Here is a 22,117-nt window from a genome sequence, read left to right as displayed (position 1 = left end):
AAGGTTTCACATAGACTAAGTGTGACACAGAGCCGTTATTATTCAGCTTCTACGAAACCGTCTTTTTCAGCAACTGCTGCAACGTCTTTGTTGCGACCTTCAGTCACTGCAGAAGCTGCAGCGTTTAGGTATAGTTGAACTGCGCGGATCGCGTCGTCGTTACCTGGGATGATGTAGTCAACGCCGTCTGGGTTAGAGTTAGTATCTACCACAGCGTATACTGGAATACCTAGGTTGTTAGCTTCTTTAATTGCAATGTGCTCGTGATCAGCGTCGATTACGAATAGAGCGTCTGGTAGGCCGCCCATATCTTTGATACCACCAAGAGATTTCTCTAGCTTCTCCATTTCACGAGTACGCATTAGAGCTTCTTTCTTAGTTAGTTTTTCGAAAGTACCGTCTTGTGCTTGTGCTTCGAAATCTTTTAGACGCTTGATTGACTGACGAACTGTTTTGTAGTTCGTTAGCATGCCGCCCAACCAACGGTTGTTCACGTAGAACTGGTTGCTTGCGATTGCAGCTTCTTTAACAGCTTCAGATGCAGCGCGCTTAGTACCTACGAATAGAACTTTACCTTTCTTCTCGCCAACTTTAGCTAGTTCAGCTAGAGCTTCGTTGAACATTGGTACAGTTTTTTCTAGGTTGATGATGTGAACGCGGTTACGAGCACCAAAGATGAATGGCTTCATTTTTGGGTTCCAGTAACGAGTTTGGTGACCGAAGTGAACACCAGCTTTCAGCATATCGCGCATTGATACAGTTGCCATTTTAAAATCCTCTATGGGGTTAGGCCTCCACATCCCCCATAATTCCGACCAAGCTTCTGCTCAGCACCCCGGAACATGTGACGGAATGTGTGTGATTTAAAGATAAAAGTTAATCGGAAGAAGCCTGCTTCGCCACTTCTCTAACGAAAAGTAAAGAGAACAGTCCTCGATTCCGGCGCGCTTTATACCATATTTTAGCCCAACATGGCTAGTAAAAATTGTTTCTTACAATTCTAATTTACCTATCACACTCCCCCCTACTCTCTCTTAAATTCCATGACTAGACTACAAGTAAGAATGACTCATATTCTTAACTGGCTTGGGTTAACTGCAAGATGTCTGATAGAATGCGCGCATTCGCACGTTTGCGTGCTTACGAATAAATAGAGAAAGCCAATGTCAATCAAGATTAAAACTGCTGAAGAAATCGAACGCATGCGTATTGCGGGCAAGCTAGCCGCAGATACTCTAGAAATGATCGAACCCCATATTAAAGCGGGTGTGACGACAGACGAATTAAACCAAATCTGTCACGATTACGCTCTAGAGCGAGGCGCTTACTCTGCACCGCTTGATTACCATGGATTCCCTAAATCAATCTGTACGTCAATCAACCACATCGTTTGTCACGGTATTCCTGCGGCGCAAGACGAAAAAGGTGCAAACGGCCAAATGAAGCCAGCTGTACTTAAAGATGGCGACATCATCAACGTTGATATCACGGTTATCGTTCCTAACGATGAAAACGCAGATCTAAGCGTTCGTCCACAAGGCTACCACGGTGACACTTCTAAGATGTTCCTAGTTGGTGATGTATCACCTGCAAACAAACGTCTGTGCATGGTGGCTCAAGAGTCTCTGTACATCGGTATGCGTCAAGTGAAGCCTGGTGCAACGGTTGGTGACATCGGTACCGCTATCGAGAAGTACATCAAAGAAAACAATAAGAACAACCCTCGTAACAAGTTCTCTATTGTGAAAGACTTCTGTGGTCACGGTATCGGCGATGAGTTCCACGAAGAGCCACAAGTGGTTCACTACAAGAACAAAGACCGCCGCGTACTGAAAGAAGGCATGTGCTTTACTATCGAGCCAATGATCAACGCAGGTAAGTTCGGTTGTACTGTTGACGCTCAAGACGATTGGACGGTTTACACTGGCGACGGTAAAAACTCAGCACAGTGGGAACACACTATCGTGGTAACCAAAGAAGGTTGTGAAGTACTAACGCTTCGTAGCGACGATACCATTCCACGAATGATGAAAAACGTTTAATCGCCCATCACTTTCCATATCCCCGCCCATGCGGGGATATTTTTTATCTGCAGCAAATTTGTTAGATTGCTAATAGTTTTAGCTTGCACGGATAGCAAATATGACCCTTCAGTCTCCTCTTACGTTTACCGATGAACAGATCAACATCGGCGAACTTAAGCAAGAACTCGAAAAATTCAGTTCATACCAAAAAGAAGAATTTCTTCAACATCACCCAGTGACGAACCTCGTTTTGTCACGTGCTGAGTACATGGATTTACTCCTCAATCGTTTATGGCAACACTTCGGCTTTAAAGACATCCATAATATTTCATTAGTTGCCGTAGGTGGTTACGGGCGTGGTGAGTTACACCCTCTGTCTGATATCGACATTTTGATTCTGTCCAATAACAAACTGCCAAACGCGCTAGAAGCCAAAATCAGTGAGTTCATTACCCTGTTGTGGGATTTACGCCTCGAAGTGGGCCACGCTGTGCGTACTGTGGATGAATGTGCAGAAATAGGCCGAGCAGATTTAACCGTTGCAACAAACCTACAAGAAGCGCGTTTGTTGTGTGGCAGTGAAGATACTTTCCAAGCGTTGAAGAAAGTGGTGCTATCCGACTCTTTTTGGCCGAGCGAAACCTTCTACCGCGCTAAGATTCAAGAGCAGCGTGAACGCCATGCTCGATATCATGACACCACCTACAATCTTGAACCCGACATTAAGTCGACCCCAGGCGGTCTACGTGATATTCACACTTTAAGCTGGGTGGCACGACGTCACTTCGGTGCGACCTCATTATTGGAGATGAGTCGCTACGGATTCTTAACCGATGCGGAATACCGAGAGTTGGTCGAATGTCAGGATTTCCTATGGCGTGTACGTTTTGCCCTGCATATAGAGCTGCGTCGTTACGACAACCGATTAACTTTTGCTCATCAGGCACAAGTCGCTGAGCATCTTGGCTACGTTGGAGAAGGTAACCGAGGCGTCGAGATGATGATGAAGGAGTTTTACCGTACCCTTCGTCGTGTGGCAGAGTTGAATAAGATGCTGCTCAAGCTGTTCGATCAAGCCATCATCAATGGTGGCGCTTCCGAAAACGCTGAAATCATCGACGAAGATTTCCAACGCCGCGGCTCACTGATCGAGGCACGCAAACCAGCACTCTTCCAAGCGCGCCCAGAAACGATTTTAGATATGTTCCTGCATATCGCCAACGATTCAAGCATTGAAGGCGTCAGCCCACCGACTTTGCGTCAGTTACGTACCGCACGTCGTCGTTTGAACAAGTTCTTGCACACTATTCCAGAAGCGCGTGAAAAGTTTATGGCGCTGTGTCGTCATCCAAATGCGCTGCATAAAGCGTTCAGTCTAATGCACAAACTTGGTGTACTCGCAGCGTATCTACCGCAATGGAGCCAAATTGTAGGACAGATGCAGTTTGACCTCTTCCATGTCTACACAGTAGATGAGCACAGTATTCGCCTGCTCAAGCACATCAATACCTTTAGCTACGCAGAGAACCACAGCAAACATCCAATTTGCTGCGAAGTTTATCCTCGAATCCAGAAAAAAGAACTACTGATTCTGGCGGCGATTTTCCACGACATCGGTAAAGGCCGCGGCGGTGACCATTCGGTGATTGGCGAAGGCGAAGCGTATGACTTTTGTATCGAACACGGCTTGTCTAAGCCAGAAGCGAAACTGGTTAGCTGGCTGGTAAGGCACCATCTGTTGATGTCTGTGACGGCACAACGTCGTGATATTTACGATCCAGACGTGATTACCGAGTTCGCCAAGCAAGTTCGTGATGAAGAATACCTTGAGTACCTTGTGTGTCTGACCGTTGCAGATATCTGCGCGACCAACCCAGAGCTTTGGAACAGCTGGAAACGCACCCTGCTCGCCGAATTATTCTATTCAACCCAACGTGCGCTTCGTCGTGGCTTAGAGAACCCAGTGGATGTACGCGAACGTATTCGCCACAACCAACAAATGGCCTCTGCCCAGCTGCGCAAAGAGGGCTTCTCTGCGCGCGAAATTGAAGTTCTGTGGCAGCGCTTTAAAGCCGATTACTTTTTGCGTCACACCCATAAGCAAATCGCTTGGCACTGCGAGAACCTACTGCGCATGGAAGACACGAGCAAACCTCTGGTGCTTATCAGCAAAAAAGCCACGCGTGGTGGTACTGAAGTGTTCGTCTATAGCCCAGACCAACCCGCATTGTTTGCTACCGTCGTAGCGGAGCTTGACCGCCGCAACTTCAACGTACATGACGCGCAGATCATGACAAGCAAAGATGGCTATGTGCTCGATACTTTTATGGTACTGGATCAACACGGTAAAGCGATTGAAGAGGGCCGCCATAGTGCCGTGACTAAGCACATTACCCACGTATTGGAAGACGGTCGTCCGACAAAAATTAAAACGCGTCGTACACCAAATAAGCTCCAGCACTTTAATGTAAAAACCAAAGTTGACTTTCTGCCTACTAAGAGCAAAAAGCGTACTTTGATGGAGTTTGTCGCTCTCGATACGCCGGGACTATTGGCAAAAGTTGGACGTACCTTCGCAGACTTGGGCATTAACCTCCATGCAGCAAAAATCACCACCATCGGTGAGCGTGCAGAAGACTTGTTTATCCTAACCAGTGAAGCAGGCGGCAGGCTAAGTGAAGAGCAGCAAACAGAACTGCGTGAGAAGCTGATAGAGAAATTGTCTGACTCAGTTTCGGCCTAAGTAAAAACATAAGTTTCATCAACAACTAAGGTGGGCAAGAGTGATAGCGATCTTGCCCACAAGTTGAGCAATTTGATGAAATATCAGCTATCTAGCTCATAAATGGGCTGCTACAGTTGTATTGACTCCAATTCAATACACAGAGGTAGCCTATGTATCCCCACCTCACTGGTTTGGGCATCCACGATCCAAAACAGATTGAACGTTATTCCCTACGCCAAGAAGCACATAAAGACGTCCTAAAGATCTACTTCCACAAGCAGAAAGGCGAATTTTTCGCTAAGAGTGTGAAGTTCAAATACCCTCGCCAAGTCAAAAGCGTGCTGGTAGACAGCGGCAGTCACAAATACAAAGAAGTCACCGAGATCAACCGCAACCTCACTCTGGTTATCGATGAACTGAATAAGATCACCAAGCCAGCGAAAACGACTGAAGTGGATGTGAAAGAGAAAATTCTCTCTGATCTTCGCCATCTGGAAAAAGTCGTTTCTAGCAAGATCGCAGAGATCGAGGCGGATCTGGAAAAACTAAAATAGTCCGCTTCATTCCTAAATAATTAAAAAAGGGGTTGGTATACATACCAACCCCTTTCTCGTCTTATCTTTCGCCGGCACAGCTCAATCTAAGCGCATTATTTAACCAACGATTCATCCCACTCAAATCGAGTGAACAACTGCTGCCAAGTCTCATCGATATTGGCTTTCATCACGATTTCTTCATCCGTAAATGGATGCACAAAACGCAACTCTGATGCATGCAGCAACAGTCGATGAGAGTCGAATTCGGTACGGTACAACTTGTTGTGCTTACCATCACCATGTGTTGTATCACCAACAATAGGATGACGCAGGTGAGCCATGTGACGACGCAGCTGGTGCTTACGTCCTGTCTTCGGCTTCATTTCCATCAAACAGTAGCGCGTGGTTGGGAACTTACCTGTTGAATAAGGTACTTCCACTTTTGCTAGCGGTTTGTATGCCGTTACTGCTTCTTGTGCTTCTTTCTCTTGCGAAGCAAACTTATCGGCAATCTTATCGAGTTCAACTTTCAGAGCGTAATCTAGCACACCCTCTTCTTCGATCCAGCCACGAACGATCGCGTGATAGGTCTTCTCCATCTTATGCTCTGCAAACATTGGCATGACTTGCGATGCCACTTCACTGGACAAAGCAAACACAAGTACACCTGAGGTTGGGCGATCCAAGCGATGCAGTGGAAACACATGCTGACCAATTTGATCGCGTAGCGTTTGCATCACGAATTGAGTCTCATGCTTATCCAACCAACTGCGATGGACTAACATACCTGCAGGTTTGTTCACCGCAACAAAGTACTCGTCCTGATAAACGATCTCTAATACAACGGGGTCAACAGATGGTGATATTTCTTGTTCTGACATTGAGGTTACTTACATAGTTCGTCGATGGTTCGGATAGTCTCAAGCAATTCGCCATAATGCAGCTCTTGCTTCCACGCTTCTGCGAAATACGGCTCAATAGAAAAGCCACGTGGCAAAGGTTGGTTACTTTCCACTAACGCACGCATACGTGCAATAAAAATCCACTGTAACCACTCATGCGGATGCAGCGTATCAATCGCGAAAGGTTCCGTGCTCTGTAGCGCTTCTTCCGAGGGCATGGTTTGTTGCCACAGCTCATGGTGCTGCAATTGCGCTTCAAGTTGTTGAAGTAAGTCGACCAATTGGATGTTTGTTGCCATTAATTCCGTCTCGAACCTTGAATTAGCCGAGAATGATACCATTTCTTGTGAAAAGAACATTAGGATGTCGTATTTAATGGAAAACATTCAAACCCTCACTCAGCTGTTAAACAACAGTCAGTGTGAGTATCAAATCTTCGACCTTGGTCGTCGTATCAAGACCATCGAGCCACAAGTCTTTGCGGATGTGGAAAAAGGTCAATGCCCTTACCCATTCCCAATGCAACGCAAAGCGCATTTGGCTATTGCCTACTGGAATGAGCAAAAGCAGCCTTGGATTTGGTTCTTGAAATTCGAGTTGGATGAACGTGGCCTGCTCAAGCAAGCGGATATTGGTAACTTCATTAAATACGTCGTAGAAGCCATGGGTACTCGTTTAAGCGAGGAAATGTCGGAAGAGCAACACCAAAAGCTTTCTAACAACCCATACACTTTCAAACCTGCGGAAGAAAAGATGGCCGTCTTCCACAGCCAAGTTCGCGCTAACTTGGACTTACCCACCAGCCAATATTACGAGCACACCCAGCATTACTTTACCGGTGGTTTAGGTTGGGAAAACTGGCAAACTGTAGGCCTACAAGGCATCACAGATATGGCTGCACGCCTAGGCAAAGAACAAAATGCCGTCACCTTACGTAAAGCCCTGAATCATTTACCTAATGAACCGCTTTACGCTCTACTTGGTGCGCTTGAACATGTTGATCTGCAAGAACGTTTAGCAGAGCGCATTGCCGAAAAAGCGCAGCAAGAAATCGAAAGTAACGAGCCAGACCTATTCTTACTTTCTGCTCTGATTCGAGCTCTGGCGGGTGCACCGATCGAGGTGTCACAGCCCATCTTAACAATGATTTTGCAAAGCCCGCGCTTGAGCCACCAAGAAGTGTTGATCGGTATCGCTGGCCGTACTTGGCACTTATTAGCCAACGCAGATATCGCTGAACAATTTTTGCTGCGCCTCGCACAAACGGGTAACCAAGCCCTATTTAATCAGTTGTTTGCCGATTTAGTTATGCTTCCAGAGCTAAGAATGGTATTGCTTCCTTTGCTGCACTCTAGCCCATCGGAAGAGCTAGCGACGGCATTGGTAAAACTGCAGCAAGCAACAAAAGGATAATAAAGGATTAGGGATGATCGGTGACCTATTAGCCATTTTAGGACTGTGCTTCTTCTGTTTTTTGTTTTGGCAGCAACGACGTCAATCAGAGTTGGCAAAAGCGGCCATTACACGTAAATGTGAGCAGTTAGATCTGCAATTAGTCAGCATTGCATTTGGTGCGCATAAATTGAAAACGCCAGACGGGATCTGGCGTTGGCATACAGTGTATCAATTTGAGTTTTCATCCCTTGGCGATGACTGCTACCAAGGTGAGTTGACAATGATCGGGTTTAGGCCGCTGAACTTTCACCTACCGCCACATCGCTTGTGAATTCCATTTCAAAGTAAGGGCCGTAAAGGTCCTTGCTTTCTCTTTTCTTCGTAAATCCCAGTTTTTCCAGTACTGCCATGGATGCTTCGTGGTGGCTATTCACACTTGCTTTGACTTTGTGCAGCCCAAGCTCACGGCACGCTTTCGGGAAAAACGCCTTTAGCGCTTCTGTCGCTAACCCTTTGCCCCAATAAGCCTTATCAAAGATAAAACCTAGCTCTGGTTCATGATCTAGGTTTGAAATGAACACGTGTCCCATGTAATCACGGCTTGTACTCTCAAGCACCGCCATACTGTGGACATTCTCATCATCCAAGATCTTCTCAAACAACTGTTTGGCAGAAGATACGGTATGAGGTCCATTCATCTCTGCGCGGTTTTTAGCGCAGCAATTTAACATCACGAACTCTAGTTGCAACGACTCATTGTAGGGTAGAAGAAGCATTCTTCTGGTTACTATGGTCACATCTGTTCCTTGATTACAGCAAACTTAATTTATCCACATAGCAAAATTCAATAACGATAGTTTTGTTACGCTATGACATTGTTATGCGGCACATAACGCCTTTTGAGAAGCCGAAAGTTAAACCAACTGATTGGAAAGGATATTGATCTGGATTGTTTTTTATTCAGTGTTATGAGGAATTTATAAACTTTGTGATACTGACACTTTTAATTATTGTAAGTTGTGCAAGTACAAAATAAGAAAGACCCCGATACTAGCGTATCGGGGTCATAGTCTTACTCGCAGCAGTCCGGCTACTAATTAGTGCTCCATGCATCATCCATAATAGTGGCTGATTCCGTCAGCTTAGTCCTTACGTCGCCGTCCTAGCGGTGTCCTTATCATCCTGATAGCTAACATTCCTCGTTAGCGCGCTTCACTTGTTCCTTGAGCGGTGTCCTTTGCATCGTCCTGATGCTGTCCTTACCTCAATCCTATGAGGGGTCCATTGTCTTTCCTTAGTCATCAACATCCTATTGATGATTGTGTCCTTACAATGTCCTACGCTCCTTGCTTGATCACTCATCCTGAATAATCAAATCGTCGTCCTGACGATGACCAAATCCTTGGTGCTTTCCTGTTCCATGTCTGCTTCCTGCCGACAAGGTATAATTTACGCTTTTCCCTTTAAATCACAATCTACCCTAGGAAATCTTTTGCTGAAAAAACTTAGTTAACAGCATGTTAAAATGATATTTTTCATAGACTTAAAGATGAAAACTTCTGTTTGGCTGATGACGAAATCGTTTTCTCTCACAACCCGTGTGAGAGATCTCGCACAAGGCACTGCCGAAATTGCTATTCGCTAAAATGTGTAGCGCAAAGTATGATGATATAAGTCATTTTAGTAGGGACAAATTATGTTAACTCAAGACGTCACTAAAGAGCTGGAAGCCGTGATGGAACAGTTGCAACAGCAAGGTAAAGAGCCGACCGTTGCTCTCGTTAAAGCTCGAATGAAAACACCTGTACCGATGCCAGCATTAATCGCAACCATCAAAAGTTGGAAGAGCGCCAACCGCATTCCTAAAGTCGAGGTTGCGGTTCAAACGCCGAAAGAAGAAGATCGCATTGTTGCGCTGGAGAATACGGTGGCGAAGTTGGTTGCTCGAGTAGAAGAACTAGAAGCAAAGATGAGTGAGAAAACATCATGAAACTGTGGGTAGATGCGGATGCTTGTCCGAAAGTAATCAGAGAGACGATTGTACGTGCCGCTGAGCGAACCGGTGTTGAATGTACATTTGTAGCGAACCATGTGGTCCCTGTACCCAAGCGTGCCAATATTCACTCTCTGCAAGTACCCGCTGGCTTTGATATTGCCGATAACGAAATCGTCCGTCGCGTGGAAGCTAATGACTTAGTGATCACGTCTGATATTCCATTGGCAGACGAAGTGATCAGCAAAGGTGCTCAAGCACTAAGCTCACGAGGCGAGTTATATACCAAAGACACCATCAAAGCGCGTTTGAACATTCGTGACTTTATGGACACCATGCGCTCAAGTGGCATTCAGACTGGCGGCCCTGCTGCTTTGTCTCAAACGGAACGCAGAGAGTTCGCTAACCATCTCGATAGAATCCTTGCCAAGCGTTGATGACATCCCCCCTTCCTCTCTCACATCAGCGGATTAATAGGCTAGACCATGAAACAAAAAGCCTGCGATAGACGCAGGCTTTGATTGAGCTGAGTGAGGTTGCCAATTAAGGCGTGTAATACGTTGCCGCACCAGGACCTACTGGTAAACCAAATACGAATACCCATAGGTAGAACAGTACGCTCCAACCAACAATGAAGACGATTGAGTAAGGCAGCATGGTCGCGATCAGCGTACCGATACCTAGGTTCTTCATGTAGCGTGTTGCTACCGCAAGGATAAGACCGAAGTAGCTCATCATCGGAGTGATGATGTTCGTCGTTGAGTCACCGATACGGTAAGCTGCCTGAATCGTTTCTGGCGCGTAACCAACAAGCATTAGCATAGGAACGAAGATTGGTGCTGTCACAGCCCACTGCGCCGATGCCGAGCCAATCATCAAGTTGATGAAACCACACATTAGGATGAAAGCGAAGAACAGCATTGGACCAGTTAGACCGATTTCTTGCAGGAAGCTTGCACCCGCTACCGCGAATACTTGACCAAAGTTTGTCCACTTGAAGAAGGCAACAAATTGAGCCGCGAAGAATACCAAAACAATGTACATGCCCATTGAAGACATTGACTTCGACATTGCATCAATCACATCGCGATCATTTTTCATCGTGCCAACAACGCGACCGTAAACAAAGCCCGGTACTGCGAAGAAAACAAAGATGAACGCAACAATACTCTTCAGGAATGGAGAGCCTGCAACCGTGCCTGCATCAGAGCGCAGAACACCGTCAGCTGGAACGATAGTCCAAGCTAGTAGCGCAGAAACCGCCAGTACCGCAATACCTGCTAGTTTTAGACCTTTCTTCTCTACGTCCGTCAGCCCCCCCATCTTATCTTGAGATAGGTCTTCTGCCGCTTCTTCATCATTGTATTTGCCAAGTTTTGGCTCAACGATCTTCTCAGTAACAAATGCACCGGTAATCGCGATGAAGAAAGTAGAAACAAACATGAAGTACCAGTTTACCTCTGGGCCTACTGTGTAATTTGGGTCAATCATCTGTGCAGCTGTTTCAGTGATACCTGAAAGCAGTGGGTCAACCGTACCAATCAGTAGGTTTGCGGAGTAACCACCAGATACACCTGCAAACGCCGCTGCTAGACCAGCAAGTGGGTGACGACCTAGAGAGTGGAACAGCATTGCCGCCAGTGGGATCAACACCACATAGCCAAGCTCAGAAGCCGTGTTTGAAATGATACCAGCGAAAACTACCGTTACCGTAACCATGCGCTGAGAAGCGCCCATTACTAGGCCACGCATTGCAGCAGAAAGTAGTCCAGAATGTTCTGCAATGGCAACACCAAGCATCGCAACCAGTACAGTACCTAACGGTGCGAAGCCTACGAAGTTTTTCACTAGGTTAGTAACAATCAGTTGTAAGCCTTCAGCGTTTAACAGGCTAACGACTTGAATCATGCCGTCGGCAGCGCGACCAGGTGCACCTTCAGGGCGAGGGTCAACAACGGAAACTTCGAAGTAACCAGCAATGCCGGACATGACTAGGATTGCAAGACAGAAAATAGCGAAAAGTGTGATTGGGTGGGGTAATAGGTTCCCCAAATATTCAACTGTATCTAAGAAGCGCGTGAACATTGGCTTCTTTGGCGAGTTTTGTTTCATTGAAGCAGATGAACTCATCTGTTCCCTCCTTGTATGTATTCCTGCGCATATGTAACAAAAATGTCACTAAGCATGCGCAGGGTACTCGACACAAGGGTTAAGTGAAAGTTCAAAACGTTACAGAATGTAAACAATAGTCGAACTTATGACCTATAATCGATAAATATATAGTTATATCACCCACATATAGATCATAAATCAGAATTATAGGTAACTATATTCCATAAATTCTTGGGATGTTTAAGGTTATTTCTGAACGGCCTTAAAACGCGGGTTTGTCTTGCAGATAACGTACAAACGCCTTCTTCGCTTAACGATTTGGCAATCTGGGTGACGGCTTTTTGCGCTCTTCAATGATTTAACCACTTTCATGTCTTAATCCTTATCTTTGCTAAATTGCCCAAAACGGCGATTAAAGTTCGCGATACGGCCTTCTGCTTGAACGACACGTTGCTTACCTGTGTAGAACGGATGGGACTCAGACGAAACGTCTAAAGTGAAGTACGGGTAAGTTTTTCCGTCTTTCCACTCGATAGTTCGGTCGGTTTGCAGCGTTGAACCAACCACAAAATATTCGTCTACGCTGGTGTCGTGAAATACCACAGGTCGGTATTCGGGGTGGATACCTGGCTTCATAAAAATTGTCCTTTTGATTAATTGTTATGTTATAACATTATAATTAATAATCATTCTCAAAAAGAAAAGCAAGCGAAATTTGTGATACTTTTCTTCTCAAACCTTTCATCAAGACACAAACCATGTATTCCATAGAGCCAATTGGCATTATTGAAAGCCCGTATAAAGAGAAGTTCGCTGTTCCTCGCCAGCCACGTTTAGTGCCCGCAGCGCGATCTCGCGTCAAACTTCAAGGCGCAGCAAATAGCCCTGAAGCCGTGCGCGGATTGGAGCAGTTTTCTCATGTCTGGTTACTGTTTTTGTTTGATCAGAACTTAGAAGCGGGATGGAAGCCAACCGTGCGCCCACCCCGCCTGGGCGGCAACGAACGTATTGGCGTATTTGCTTCACGTTCTACCTTCAGACCCAACGGTATCGGCATGTCCGCAGTAGAGGTCAAAGGCATCAGCAAGAAAGGCGATCAGATCTATTTGGAGCTGGGTAACGTAGACTTGGTCGATGGCACGCCGATTGTCGATATCAAACCATATATCCCCTACTCGGATTCAATTGTAGAAGCGCAAGGTGGTTATGCCGAAAACGAGCCTGAAACTTCGCAGGTAGACTTCTCTGATATTGCACTGGCAACACTCAAAAAGCGTAGCGATACTGAGTATGTCAAAGCGGTAATCGAACAAGTTCTGGCGCAAGATCCACGTCCGGCTTACAAGAAAAACAAGCCTGATAGTAAGGAATATGCGGTAAATTTGTTCGATCTGAACGTCAAGTTCACAGTAAGCGATAACTTAATAACAGTTACTGCGATTGAAAGCTTTTGACAAAGGCATTTGGCTGATATTATAAGCGGCTAACAATTTTCCCTTCGTGGGACCTCCATACTCTTGTCCATTCCGGCTTGAGTATCTAACTTTAATAAACGGATAAATTTAATGCGTACCAGTAATTATCTTCTTTCTACTCTGAAGGAGACTCCAAACGACGCAGAAGTAGTGAGCCACCAGCTCATGCTACGCGCGGGTATGATCCGTAAGCTGGCTTCAGGTCTATACACCTGGCTGCCTACTGGTCTACGTGTGCTGCGTAAAGTCGAAAACATCGTTCGTCAAGAAATCGACAATGCAGGTGCAGTCGAAACTTTGATGCCCGTTGTTCAGCCGTTTGAACTATGGGAAGAGACAGGTCGTTCTGAGAAGATGGGTCCTGAGCTACTTCGCTTTACTGACCGTCATACTCGTCCGTTTGTTCTTAGCCCTACAGCTGAAGAAGTGATCACTAGCCTTGTGCGTAACGAAGTGAGCTCTTACAAACAGCTTCCGCTAAACCTGTACCAAATCCAGACTAAATTCCGTGATGAGCGTCGCCCACGTTTCGGCGTAATGCGTGCACGTGAATTCTGCATGATGGATGCATACAGCTTCGACATCGACAAAGAAGGTCTAGAGAAATCTTACCAAGCGATGCACGATGCTTACTGTAAAGCATTTGATCGCATGGGCCTTGAGTACCGTCCAGTACTTGCTGACTCTGGCGCTATCGGTGGTAGTGGTTCTCAAGAGTTCCACGTACTTGCTGAAAGCGGCGAAGACCTAATCGCATTCTCTACTGAGTCTGATTACGCAGCGAACATCGAAAAAGCAGAGGCGGCAGCACCTGCAGGTGAGCGAGCTGAACCGACTCAAGAAATGACGCTGGTTGATACGCCAAACGCGAAAACAATCGCGGAGCTTGTAGAGCAACACGGTCTAGCAATCGAGAAGACAGTAAAAACTCTATTCGTTAAAGCGTCTGATGAAGTTGATGCTGACATCATCGCTCTTATCGTTCGTGGTGACCACGAGCTAAACGAAGTGAAAGCAGAAAACCTACCTCAAGTTGCTTCTCCACTAGAGATGGCAACAGAAGAGGAAATGCGTGCACTTATCGGCGCTGGCGCTGGTTCTCTAGGCCCTGTTGGCCTTGAATTGCCATTCATCGTTGACCGCTCTGTTGCTGTAATGAGCGACTTCGGCGCAGGCGCAAACATCGACGGTAAACACTACTTCGGTATCAACTGGGGTCGTGACGTTGAACTAGGCCAAGTTGAAGATCTACGTAACGTAGTTGAAGGCGATCCAAGCCCATGTGGTCAAGGTACGCTAATGCTTAAACGTGGTATCGAAGTTGGTCACATCTTCCAACTAGGTAACGTTTACTCAGAAGCAATGAACTGTGGTGTTCTTGGCCCTGACGGTAAGAACGTAATCCTAGAGATGGGTTGTTACGGTATCGGTGTTTCACGTGTTGTTGCTTCTGCAATCGAGCAGAACCACGACAAATACGGCATCATCTGGCCAGACGCACTAGCGCCTTTCCAAGTGGCTATCGTTCCTATGAACATGCACAAGTCTGAAGAAGTGAAAGAAGCGGCTGAGAAGCTGTACGCTGAACTGACGGCTATGGGTATCGAAGTACTATTCGATGACCGTAAAGAGCGCCCAGGCGTAATGTTCTCTGATATGGAACTTATCGGTATTCCTCACACTATCGTGATCGGTGATCGTTCAATGAAAGAAGGTAACTTCGAGTACAAGAACCGCCGCTCTGGTGAGAAGACAGCCGTTGCGATGGCAGACATCGTTGAGCACGTTAAAGCTCAGCTACAATAAGCTGCACTAAGCACACTGTGCTGAATATAGCGATGAAAAGGGTTGGCTTCGGTCAGCCCTTTTTTACATCTGTTTTTTAAGTTTGCTGACTCCCTCTAATATTTGCGTTGTTAATCTTTGGTTCAGATTCATCACCTTACACTGGATTCAATCTAGTAAGGAGGTCACTCATGGATCTAAAAAGTCTTCTTAACCAAGCTCTCAAATCAGACCTGATCAAGCAAGGTGCCGATGCGCTTGGTAAACAATCGAGCAATATCAAATCTTCATCTAACTCTAGCCAACTAAAAACCCTTGGCGCAGGTGCGATCGGCGGCGGCCTTATCGGCATGCTGATGGGCTCGAAGAAAAGTAAAAAGATGGCGAAGAAGATGGGCTCTGGCGCACTTAAAGTCGGTGGCGCAGCGGCACTAGGTGCTCTGGCTTACAAAGTCTACAACGATTGGCAAGCGAAGCAGGATACACAAGGCGTTAGCGAAACCTTTGACCCAGATGACAATAAGCACGCGAAGTTGATCCTTAAAGCCATGATTGGTGCAGCCAAAGCCGACGGCCATGTCGATGAAGAGGAAATGGCTCGCATCGAGCAGGCAATGACAGAAATGGGCGCAGATGATCATGTAAGACAGTTGGTTCATCAAGAGCTGCATAAACCTCTCGATCCAGCAGAAATAGCCCGCTTAGCAACGTCGCCACAACAAGCATCAGAAATTTATCTGGCGTCGCTGATTGTGGCCGATGAGCAAAACTTTATGGAGAAAGCGTATTTGCAGGAGCTTGCAAAGCAGCTCAATCTTTCTCCAGAAGTCACACATCAATTGGAAGCCCAATTGCAGTGATGAATGTTTGCTCAAGTTGCTCGTTAACTTGAGCCAAAACAATTCTCTGCTTTGAGTTTCAAAACGGCTGTGTGTATATTTGAGAGCAGTTATCATTTCTTAAGGATTTAGCCATGCAAGTATACGGCTGTTGTGAATTAGTTCGTGAGCTATACGCTCAAATCGGTAGTGGCGATCAAGCTTACGTACCTCAAGCAATCTCATGTGCAGTAAGAGCATTGAATGACGTTGCGGCAGACGAGTCTTTACCAAAAGACGTTCGTGAAAAAGCCGCATTTGCTGCGGCAAACCTACTGATTTCTGATTTCGAGGATAAGTAATGAATCTAGCGAACTTCGAATCCATGGATCCAATCATGCTGATGAGCATCGTCAACATGAAGCTGCGTGACGACTTCGGTGGTGATCTGGATAAGCTGGTTGCATTCTTTGATATCGACCGCGCAGCACTTGAAGCAAAACTGGCGACGGCGGGCTTTGACTTTCTGCCTGAAGCTGGTCAGTTCCGTTAATCGCTCATCGCGACGGACAACGTAAACAACGAATAGAAAAAAGGGCTTGATGCATTCATCAAGCCCTTTTCTTTTGTGCTTTACGCAAGCCGATTAGCCAAATGAAGCCCAGATGACTGTCGCGACCAGAATCGGACAAACAAACTTCACGTATGCTGGCCACAACTTACCGAACCAACCTTGAGTGAACTCCGGACAACCTTGTTCAAGCTCTTTGATTTTCGAGTGACGATTCCATACCCAACCACCAAATAGACAGAACAATAGCGCCGCCATAGGCTGTAGGTATTGCGTTGCGATGGTTGCAACCATGCCAAACAGTGCACCAAAGTTAAATACGATAACCACACTGAACAGCGCAATCAGGCCACCCAATACCCAGCTTGTCGTGCTGCGTTTAGTATTGAATCGCTCACTTACTAGAGCAACCGGACATTCAAGCATCGAGATAGAAGACGTCAATGCTGCAATCGTCAGTAGTAAGAAGAACACGATTGAGAACAGTTGCCCAAGCAGACCTAAACTATCAAACATCAGTGGCAGCACTGTAAATACCAGCGTATCTGAACTAAGTAGCGAGCCATCTTCTGCATAGATTTGAACGCCTTTTTGCATCGCAACGAACATTGCCGGCATCACTACTAGGCCTGCAATAAAGGCAACGGCAGTGTCTACCATGGTCACGTTCATCGCCATCTTAGGCAAGTTCTCTTTCTTACTTAGATAAGAGCCATAGATAAGCATCGAACAGCCACCGATGGTCAGAGAGAAGAAGCCTTGGCCCATTGCGGCAAGGATAAGTTTGCGATCCCATACTTTCTCGAAATCAGGCACTAGGTAGTGCTTCAAACCTTCCATCGCACCGTTTTGCGTCATGATGTAGATGAACAGCAAACCGAACAGAACAAACAGTGCTGGCATTAGACGTGTCGACCACTTCTCGATGCCCTGCTTCACGCCGCCTTGTACGATCAAAATGGTTAATACATAAAATGTAATCGTACCAAACAAGTTGCGTTCAACGCTGAAGCCTTTCAACCATTGTGTCGCTGCTTCCATGCCCATGATGTCGGTAACCGCACCCAACATAAAGCAGATCAACCAGCCGCCTACAATCGAGTAAAACGCCAAAACCGCACTTGGTACACTCAGGCCAATCCAACCAACCAGGCCGCCAACCTTCTTACCCACAGGGTTGTCTGTTAGAGAACGCATACTGTCTACTGGGTTTGCTTGACCATGACGACCGATCGCCATTTCAACCACCAGCATTGGGAATGCAACGATAAGAATCATCACCAAGTACACCAACAAGAAGGCGCCACCGCCGTTACTTGCTGCTTGGGTAGGAAAGCCCCAAATGTTACCTAGACCCACTGCAGCACCTGCTGCCGCTAAGATGAATCCAAGGCGTGAACCGAAATGCTCACGAGGCTGAGAAGAAATTTGTTGTGTCATACCACTCACACAAAATATCAATGAACTAGCTGACTAGTACATTATAGCAATATCTTCTACTCAACAAGAGTGATTAGGTTAATTACTCGACAATCAGATCAATTAGCAGACATTCAGTTTGTAAATTTCCACGTACATCTCATATTCACCAAGTATCCCATTCGCCCCTTTTGATGGATTTATAAATCAGCGTGAAGTGAGCCGAAAAATAATGAGCCGCGTTGTAAAGCACGAATAGTTCAGCGTGATTTTGTGTTGAAAAGTAAAACAAATTGCTTCGATTTTTCCTCATCAGGTCTATTTATCAACTAGTTATCTAACTATACCCAAGTCATCTTGATGATACTTGGGGATGTATTTGTTCATGTTCTTTCGAACATCGAGTAACTCAAGGAGAGAAAAATGAAGGTCACGCTACTGCATGGCGCGGTCGTTGCAGCACTCAGTGTCAGCTACCAAGCTCAAGCCTACAATTGCCAAAATTTATCGGTCTGGGATAGCTCCACCGTTTATAATTCTGGCGATCAAGTACAAACTAAGGGCGCTGCGTATGAGGCAGCTTATTGGACGCAAGGCAATGATCCGGTCAATAACTCGGGGCCATGGGAAGCATGGAAAGGTCTTGGACAATGTGATGGTAGTGGTACAAACCTACCTCCGACGGTGTCCTTCTCTTCTCCTGCAGATAATGCGCAAATCCCAGAAGGCAGCGTGATCACTTTATTGGCGAACGCAGCTGACGAAGATGGTCAGGTCGCTCAAGTAGAATTCCTTGCTGGTAACCAGACCGTTGCTGTTGTTACCCAATCCCCTTTCCAAGCGGAATGGACAGCGGTAGAAGGTATCTCTCAGTTAACAGCTATCGCTACCGACAATGAAGGTGCGATCACCACAACCAACGTGTCTATCTTCGTTCAACCGCAAACCGAATTACCACCTCCAACCGTTTCTCTCACGAGCCCTACGGGTACAGAAACACCAAATGTGGGAGACATCATCGCGGTAACAGCCGATGCAGCAGACAGCGATGGCTTAGTCACACAAGTTGAGTTTTTCGTAAACAACCAATCCGTTGCCGTCGATACTTCGGCTCCATATGAATACGTCTGGACTGCAGCAGTTGGAACTCACACCTTTAAAGCACAGGCGACCGACGATTCGAATCTATCGACCATGAGCCAAGAAGTCTCGCTCGTCGTCAGTGATTCAAGCTCTGGAGGCTGTGCAGACGCAGTGCCTTACGTTGCCGGCAACCGCTATGAAGCTGGTGCGTTCGTCTCCAACCTAAACCAGAAATACCGTTGTGATGTTGCGGGGTGGTGTTCTTCCGATGCCGCTTGGGCTTATGCTCCGGGTGAAGGTTTGTACTGGCAAGATGCATGGACAGGCCTAGGTGCATGTTCGACGCCGCCTCAAGTGGCTATTACCGCACCGAGCGAAGGACAAGTATTACTCGCAGGCGACAACGTTGAAGTGTCCGCAGATGCCAGCGATGCAGATGGTAACGTGACTCAAGTGGAGTTCTTCGCCAATAACACCAGTTTAGGTGTAGTTGCTCAAGCACCATACTCAGTCTTATGGAATGCAACGCTAGTTGGTGCTAATCAGCTGAAAGCCGTTGCAACAGACAACGATAACAATACGTCCGAGTCTGTCGTTAACGTGACGGTGAGTGACCAAGATTTGGTGATTTCATTGACGTCACCGAGTGCAGGACAAACCGTCGGTTTAGGTAAGAATCTCGTTCTAAGCGCAGATGCAACTTCACTAACCTCTGGCGTGAAACACGTAGACTTTATGGTGAACGGTGCAATTGTCGCAACCGACACAGCCGCACCTTACTCAGCGAACTGGACACCTGCCGCGATTGGTAGCTTTACGGTAAGCGCTCAAGCCACTGATCTTGCAGGCACAACAGCGCTTTCTGATGCCGCTTCGATTACCGTGGTTGAGCAAACAGAGAAACGCCACAAGCTGATTGGATACTGGCATAACTTTGTGAACGGTGCGGGCTGCCCAATTCGCCTCGCTGACATGTCTGATGCATGGGATGTGATTGATATTGCCTTTGCCGAAAACGACCGTAACAGCGATGGTACCGTGCACTTCAACCTGTACTCTGGTGACATCTACAGTGACTGTCCTGCGCTAGACCCAACTCAATTCAAGCAAGACATGGCAGCACTGCAAGCTAAAGGTAAGAAGTTCGTTCTGTCTCTTGGAGGCGCAGAAGGTACGATTACGCTAAACACAGACCAAGATGAAGCAAACTTCGTGTCGAGCCTGACCGCATTGATTGCCGAATGGGGCTTCGATGGCTTGGATGTGGATTTAGAAAGTGGCTCTAACCTGCTCCATGGTTCGCAAATTCAAGCACGTTTAGGTGGTGCTTTGTTGCAAATCGAGCAGAACATGGGCGGCGACATGTATCTCACCATGGCGCCAGAGCACCCTTACGTACAAGGTGGCTACATTGCTTACAGCGGTATTTGGGGAGCGTACATTCCTGTGATTAACGAGACACGCAGTACACTCGACCTTTTACACGTTCAGCTATACAACAACGGCGGCCTACCAAATCCATACATGCCTGGCTCGGCTCCAGAAGGGTCTGTGGATATGATGGTGGCACAGTCTAAGATGCTGATTGAGGGTTTTGAATTGGCAGACGGCACCATGTTTGAACCACTGCGTGATGACCAAGTGGCGATTGGTTTGCCATCCGGTCCGAGCTCCGCTAACTCAGGCCAGGCGCCAACTCAGAACATTCTAGACGCGCTAGACTGTCTGACCAAAGGCACCTCATGTGGCACAGTGAAACCAGCATTCAACTACCCGAATTACGCAGGTGTGATGACATGGTCAATCAACTGGGATGAACATGATGGCTTTAACTTCTCGAAGCCAGTGGGTGACAAATTGACTCAGATGAATGCGCAATAATTCGCGGAGATTCTGAATAGCACCGAAGTAAAAAGAGCGCCTTGATAGGCGCTCTTTGTTGTTTGTGCTTCGCGAATTAAATCGTGAAGACTTGATAATCTTTTAGCTCGGGGATCTTCTTCAGCAGATCTTGTTCTTCAACCGCCATATCATCCAGAGATTCACACAAGTCTTCCGCTTGTTTTTCTACGTCTTCCGAGTGTTCAGCTAACCGTTCTTGCACCTTAGCTTGAAGTTCGGTCATGCTTTCAGACAGTGCGGTTAAGTTCAAACCACCGTCTTCTTTCATCTTGGCAGACAACGCATCAAATGCGCTGGTTAGGAATTCTTTGTTGAAGATTTCTTGTGCTTTTTCGAAGTCTTGTGACCATGATTCAGTCATCGAATCAAAGCTATCAGCAGGCAGAATAAAATCACCGTCTTTGTAGTAACGAGCCTCTACATCGGCAAAGAAGTCTTTTACTGCGACTTTCACGTTATCAAATGAATCTGGTGCATCAAGGCTAACCGCGATGTCATCTATAATGTCGTTTGCCAATGCTAAGCCATCACTTGCCAACTGTTTTGCTTGCGGAATGTAAGCATTCATCTTCTCGCGGTAATTCTCGATGGCCGCTTTCTGATCATCATCAAGCTCGATCAGCTCGCCTTTGATAAACAGGTTATTGTCTTCGTCGACAACCGCTTTTTCACCGTTGGTATGCACGATTTCTAAGTTCTGACCATCCATACGAACTTCGTTGTTAATATCGACGCGACACTGGGCTGCATAGCCACTGGCGCTGATGGTCAACAATGAGAGTGTGAGCAGTTTCTTCATTACTTTCTCTTTTTTCATGATTATTCTGTTTAACTATAACAAGCAACTATGGATAAGATGTCAGCAAACCGTCACGACTTCATAACAAGTTGTTTTATCGCCAATTTTCACATCAATGTCTTCCCCTTCTTCTTTGCCGACCAAAGCACAACCAAGGGGGGATTTCGGCGTGAGAACAAACACTTCTTTGCCTTGCCATTCAACGGTCAGTCCACCGGAGCAAGGGCCAATAAAGAAGGCTTTTTCAACATCGTTCTCGTCGACTAATTCCACATAAGCACCAACCGCGATACGTGCATCAACAAAATCACGCAACACAAGAGTGCGGTACTGGCGAAGCTCTTCTTCACTCTCTTGTACACGCATTGCTTGCCCGTGTGCCAGATACGATGCCTCAAGTGCTAATGTGTCGTACTTGTGCTCAGGTACGGTCTCTTCATCCGTCGCAGCGTCAATGGCTCTTTGCGTCGAGGCGTGAGCAACGTGCAGTTTGTCTTCGAGTTGTTGAATGATTATTTGGACTAAATCGGCTTTGTTCATACTTTTAGGACGCGCGTTAGGCACTCAGGGTGTGTTAA

General features: G+C 46.5%; 23 protein-coding genes. 13 read left to right on the top strand and 10 right to left on the bottom strand.

Going from position 1 to position 22,117, the window contains the following annotated elements:
* Nucleotides 1–38 precede the first annotated feature (38 nt).
* The gene (gene rpsB / locus KHO06_RS04940; RefSeq protein WP_005431716.1) at nucleotides 39–767 is read right to left on the bottom strand and encodes a 30S ribosomal protein S2; all 729 of its coding nucleotides are present in this window, start codon (nucleotides 765–767) and stop codon (nucleotides 39–41) included.
* A gap of 396 nt (nucleotides 768–1,163) precedes the next feature.
* On the opposite strand from rpsB, the gene map reads away from it, so the two are divergent.
* The 3 genes from map to KHO06_RS04925 all read left to right on the top strand — a co-directional run bounded on the left by map (nucleotide 1,164) and on the right by KHO06_RS04925 (nucleotide 5,303).
* Nucleotides 1,164–2,042: a type I methionyl aminopeptidase gene (gene map, locus KHO06_RS04935; protein ID WP_005431715.1), complete on the top strand. Its 879-nt coding sequence runs from the start codon at nucleotides 1,164–1,166 to the stop codon at nucleotides 2,040–2,042.
* 100 nt (nucleotides 2,043–2,142) lie between these two features.
* Nucleotides 2,143–4,767 carry a bifunctional uridylyltransferase/uridylyl-removing protein GlnD gene (gene glnD, locus KHO06_RS04930; protein WP_212582194.1) on the top strand — a complete coding sequence of 875 codons (2,625 nt, stop codon included), beginning with the start codon at nucleotides 2,143–2,145 and terminating at the stop codon, nucleotides 4,765–4,767.
* Between the two features lie 152 nt (nucleotides 4,768–4,919).
* A complete protein-coding gene (locus tag KHO06_RS04925; protein ID WP_005431713.1) occupies nucleotides 4,920–5,303 on the top strand; it encodes a DUF3461 family protein in 384 nt (127 codons plus the stop codon).
* 95 nt (nucleotides 5,304–5,398) lie between these two features.
* Here KHO06_RS04925 and truC read toward each other — a convergent pair whose 3' ends face one another.
* Together truC and KHO06_RS04915 are read right to left on the bottom strand one after the other, a co-directional pair.
* Entirely contained in the window at nucleotides 5,399–6,166 is a 768-nt protein-coding gene (gene truC / locus KHO06_RS04920; protein ID WP_212582193.1) for a tRNA pseudouridine(65) synthase TruC, read from the bottom strand.
* 5 nt (nucleotides 6,167–6,171) lie between these two features.
* On the bottom strand, nucleotides 6,172–6,486 hold the full coding sequence (locus tag KHO06_RS04915) for a YqcC family protein (RefSeq protein WP_212582443.1): 315 nt from the start codon (nucleotides 6,484–6,486) through the stop codon (nucleotides 6,172–6,174).
* A gap of 76 nt (nucleotides 6,487–6,562) precedes the next feature.
* On the opposite strand from KHO06_RS04915, the gene KHO06_RS04910 reads away from it, so the two are divergent.
* Complete coding sequence (locus tag KHO06_RS04910; protein ID WP_212582192.1) at nucleotides 6,563–7,600, top strand: DUF3549 family protein; 1,038 nt, start codon at nucleotides 6,563–6,565, stop codon at nucleotides 7,598–7,600.
* Between the two features lie 13 nt (nucleotides 7,601–7,613).
* Nucleotides 7,614–7,913, top strand: a complete 300-nt coding sequence (locus KHO06_RS04905) for a DUF3301 domain-containing protein (protein WP_005446190.1) — start codon at nucleotides 7,614–7,616, stop codon at nucleotides 7,911–7,913.
* Here KHO06_RS04905 and KHO06_RS04900 read toward each other — a convergent pair.
* The gene (locus tag KHO06_RS04900; RefSeq protein WP_010650007.1) at nucleotides 7,873–8,358 is read right to left on the bottom strand and encodes a GNAT family N-acetyltransferase; all 486 of its coding nucleotides are present in this window, start codon (nucleotides 8,356–8,358) and stop codon (nucleotides 7,873–7,875) included. The genes KHO06_RS04905 and KHO06_RS04900 overlap by 41 nt on opposite strands.
* A 920-nt stretch (nucleotides 8,359–9,278) precedes the next feature.
* Between KHO06_RS04900 and KHO06_RS04895 the strand changes: the two genes are divergently transcribed.
* Together KHO06_RS04895 and KHO06_RS04890 are read left to right on the top strand one after the other, a co-directional pair.
* Nucleotides 9,279–9,572 (top strand): hypothetical protein, encoded by a 294-nt coding sequence (locus KHO06_RS04895; RefSeq protein ID WP_212582191.1) that lies wholly within the window; start codon nucleotides 9,279–9,281, stop codon nucleotides 9,570–9,572.
* Nucleotides 9,569–10,012 (top strand): YaiI/YqxD family protein, encoded by a 444-nt coding sequence (locus KHO06_RS04890; RefSeq protein ID WP_005436748.1) that lies wholly within the window; start codon nucleotides 9,569–9,571, stop codon nucleotides 10,010–10,012. The genes KHO06_RS04895 and KHO06_RS04890 overlap by 4 nt, the downstream gene beginning before the upstream one ends.
* 106 nt (nucleotides 10,013–10,118) lie before the next feature.
* Here the strand turns inward: KHO06_RS04890 and KHO06_RS04885 are convergent, their stop codons facing one another.
* The 3 genes from KHO06_RS04885 to KHO06_RS04875 form a co-directional block, all read right to left on the bottom strand.
* Nucleotides 10,119–11,705, bottom strand: a complete 1,587-nt coding sequence (locus KHO06_RS04885; protein ID WP_212582190.1) for an AbgT family transporter — start codon at nucleotides 11,703–11,705, stop codon at nucleotides 10,119–10,121.
* 228 nt (nucleotides 11,706–11,933) lie between these two features.
* Nucleotides 11,934–12,059, bottom strand: coding sequence for a type B 50S ribosomal protein L36 (ykgO, locus tag KHO06_RS04880; protein ID WP_212582189.1), 126 nt, complete (start codon nucleotides 12,057–12,059; stop codon nucleotides 11,934–11,936).
* A gap of 3 nt (nucleotides 12,060–12,062) precedes the next feature.
* A complete protein-coding gene (locus KHO06_RS04875) occupies nucleotides 12,063–12,323 on the bottom strand; it encodes a type B 50S ribosomal protein L31 (RefSeq protein ID WP_010650001.1) in 261 nt (86 codons plus the stop codon).
* Between the two features lie 122 nt (nucleotides 12,324–12,445).
* Here KHO06_RS04875 and tsaA point away from each other — a divergent pair, with 122 nt between their 5' ends.
* The 5 genes from tsaA (at nucleotide 12,446) to KHO06_RS04850 (ending at nucleotide 16,318) form a co-directional block, all read left to right on the top strand.
* On the top strand, nucleotides 12,446–13,141 hold the full coding sequence (gene tsaA / locus KHO06_RS04870; protein ID WP_212582188.1) for a tRNA (N6-threonylcarbamoyladenosine(37)-N6)-methyltransferase TrmO: 696 nt from the start codon (nucleotides 12,446–12,448) through the stop codon (nucleotides 13,139–13,141).
* 111 nt (nucleotides 13,142–13,252) lie between these two features.
* Nucleotides 13,253–14,968 carry a proline--tRNA ligase gene (locus tag KHO06_RS04865; RefSeq protein WP_005436740.1) on the top strand — a complete coding sequence of 572 codons (1,716 nt, stop codon included), beginning with the start codon at nucleotides 13,253–13,255 and terminating at the stop codon, nucleotides 14,966–14,968.
* 170 nt (nucleotides 14,969–15,138) lie between these two features.
* Nucleotides 15,139–15,807 (top strand): tellurite resistance TerB family protein, encoded by a 669-nt coding sequence (locus KHO06_RS04860; protein WP_212582187.1) that lies wholly within the window; start codon nucleotides 15,139–15,141, stop codon nucleotides 15,805–15,807.
* Between the two features lie 113 nt (nucleotides 15,808–15,920).
* On the top strand, nucleotides 15,921–16,127 hold the full coding sequence (locus KHO06_RS04855) for a YaeP family protein (RefSeq protein WP_005529380.1): 207 nt from the start codon (nucleotides 15,921–15,923) through the stop codon (nucleotides 16,125–16,127).
* Nucleotides 16,127–16,318, top strand: coding sequence for a DUF4250 domain-containing protein (locus tag KHO06_RS04850; protein ID WP_009707436.1), 192 nt, complete (start codon nucleotides 16,127–16,129; stop codon nucleotides 16,316–16,318). The genes KHO06_RS04855 and KHO06_RS04850 overlap by 1 nt, the downstream gene beginning before the upstream one ends.
* A gap of 93 nt (nucleotides 16,319–16,411) precedes the next feature.
* Here the strand turns inward: KHO06_RS04850 and KHO06_RS04845 are convergent, their stop codons facing one another.
* A complete protein-coding gene (locus KHO06_RS04845) occupies nucleotides 16,412–17,776 on the bottom strand; it encodes a sodium-dependent transporter (RefSeq protein ID WP_212582186.1) in 1,365 nt (454 codons plus the stop codon).
* Nucleotides 17,777–18,178: 402 nt separating this feature from the next.
* Between KHO06_RS04845 and KHO06_RS04840 the strand changes: the two genes are divergently transcribed.
* Entirely contained in the window at nucleotides 18,179–20,719 is a 2,541-nt protein-coding gene (locus KHO06_RS04840; RefSeq protein WP_212582185.1) for an Ig-like domain-containing protein, read from the top strand.
* Nucleotides 20,720–20,795: 76 nt separating this feature from the next.
* On the opposite strand, the gene KHO06_RS04835 is transcribed toward KHO06_RS04840, so the two are convergent.
* Both KHO06_RS04835 and KHO06_RS04830 read right to left on the bottom strand, forming a co-directional pair.
* Nucleotides 20,796–21,539 carry a YggN family protein gene (locus tag KHO06_RS04835; protein ID WP_050904966.1) on the bottom strand — a complete coding sequence of 248 codons (744 nt, stop codon included), beginning with the start codon at nucleotides 21,537–21,539 and terminating at the stop codon, nucleotides 20,796–20,798.
* A gap of 60 nt (nucleotides 21,540–21,599) precedes the next feature.
* Nucleotides 21,600–22,079: a GreA/GreB family elongation factor gene (locus tag KHO06_RS04830; protein ID WP_012128713.1), complete on the bottom strand. Its 480-nt coding sequence runs from the start codon at nucleotides 22,077–22,079 to the stop codon at nucleotides 21,600–21,602.
* Nucleotides 22,080–22,117: the final 38 nt, after the last annotated feature.

It is taken from the genome of Vibrio sp. B1FIG11, assembly GCF_905175335.1.
GTDB classification, from domain to species: domain Bacteria; phylum Pseudomonadota; class Gammaproteobacteria; order Enterobacterales; family Vibrionaceae; genus Vibrio; species Vibrio campbellii.
Note: the sequence above shows the minus strand (reverse complement) of the source record. Positions and strands in the feature narration are given on the sequence as shown.

Excerpts from the sequence above, each read along its gene's own strand:
- rpsB (WP_005431716.1), bottom strand. The coding sequence starts at position 767 with ATGGCAACTGTATCAATGCGCGATATGCTGAAAGCTGGTGTTCACTTC.
- map (WP_005431715.1), top strand. The coding sequence starts at position 1,164 with ATGTCAATCAAGATTAAAACTGCTGAAGAAATCGAACGCATGCGTATT.
- glnD (WP_212582194.1), top strand. The coding sequence starts at position 2,143 with ATGACCCTTCAGTCTCCTCTTACGTTTACCGATGAACAGATCAACATC.
- KHO06_RS04925 (WP_005431713.1), top strand. The coding sequence starts at position 4,920 with ATGTATCCCCACCTCACTGGTTTGGGCATCCACGATCCAAAACAGATT.
- truC (WP_212582193.1), bottom strand. The coding sequence starts at position 6,166 with ATGTCAGAACAAGAAATATCACCATCTGTTGACCCCGTTGTATTAGAG.
- KHO06_RS04915 (WP_212582443.1), bottom strand. The coding sequence starts at position 6,486 with ATGGCAACAAACATCCAATTGGTCGACTTACTTCAACAACTTGAAGCG.
- KHO06_RS04910 (WP_212582192.1), top strand. The coding sequence starts at position 6,563 with ATGGAAAACATTCAAACCCTCACTCAGCTGTTAAACAACAGTCAGTGT.
- KHO06_RS04905 (WP_005446190.1), top strand. The coding sequence starts at position 7,614 with ATGATCGGTGACCTATTAGCCATTTTAGGACTGTGCTTCTTCTGTTTT.
- KHO06_RS04900 (WP_010650007.1), bottom strand. The coding sequence starts at position 8,358 with ATGCTTCTTCTACCCTACAATGAGTCGTTGCAACTAGAGTTCGTGATG.
- KHO06_RS04895 (WP_212582191.1), top strand. The coding sequence starts at position 9,279 with ATGTTAACTCAAGACGTCACTAAAGAGCTGGAAGCCGTGATGGAACAG.
- KHO06_RS04890 (WP_005436748.1), top strand. The coding sequence starts at position 9,569 with ATGAAACTGTGGGTAGATGCGGATGCTTGTCCGAAAGTAATCAGAGAG.
- KHO06_RS04885 (WP_212582190.1), bottom strand. The coding sequence starts at position 11,705 with ATGAGTTCATCTGCTTCAATGAAACAAAACTCGCCAAAGAAGCCAATG.
- ykgO (WP_212582189.1), bottom strand. The coding sequence starts at position 12,059 with ATGAAAGTGGTTAAATCATTGAAGAGCGCAAAAAGCCGTCACCCAGAT.
- KHO06_RS04875 (WP_010650001.1), bottom strand. The coding sequence starts at position 12,323 with ATGAAGCCAGGTATCCACCCCGAATACCGACCTGTGGTATTTCACGAC.
- tsaA (WP_212582188.1), top strand. The coding sequence starts at position 12,446 with ATGTATTCCATAGAGCCAATTGGCATTATTGAAAGCCCGTATAAAGAG.
- KHO06_RS04865 (WP_005436740.1), top strand. The coding sequence starts at position 13,253 with ATGCGTACCAGTAATTATCTTCTTTCTACTCTGAAGGAGACTCCAAAC.
- KHO06_RS04860 (WP_212582187.1), top strand. The coding sequence starts at position 15,139 with ATGGATCTAAAAAGTCTTCTTAACCAAGCTCTCAAATCAGACCTGATC.
- KHO06_RS04855 (WP_005529380.1), top strand. The coding sequence starts at position 15,921 with ATGCAAGTATACGGCTGTTGTGAATTAGTTCGTGAGCTATACGCTCAA.
- KHO06_RS04850 (WP_009707436.1), top strand. The coding sequence starts at position 16,127 with ATGAATCTAGCGAACTTCGAATCCATGGATCCAATCATGCTGATGAGC.
- KHO06_RS04845 (WP_212582186.1), bottom strand. The coding sequence starts at position 17,776 with ATGACACAACAAATTTCTTCTCAGCCTCGTGAGCATTTCGGTTCACGC.
- KHO06_RS04840 (WP_212582185.1), top strand. The coding sequence starts at position 18,179 with ATGAAGGTCACGCTACTGCATGGCGCGGTCGTTGCAGCACTCAGTGTC.
- KHO06_RS04835 (WP_050904966.1), bottom strand. The coding sequence starts at position 21,539 with ATGAAGAAACTGCTCACACTCTCATTGTTGACCATCAGCGCCAGTGGC.
- KHO06_RS04830 (WP_012128713.1), bottom strand. The coding sequence starts at position 22,079 with ATGAACAAAGCCGATTTAGTCCAAATAATCATTCAACAACTCGAAGAC.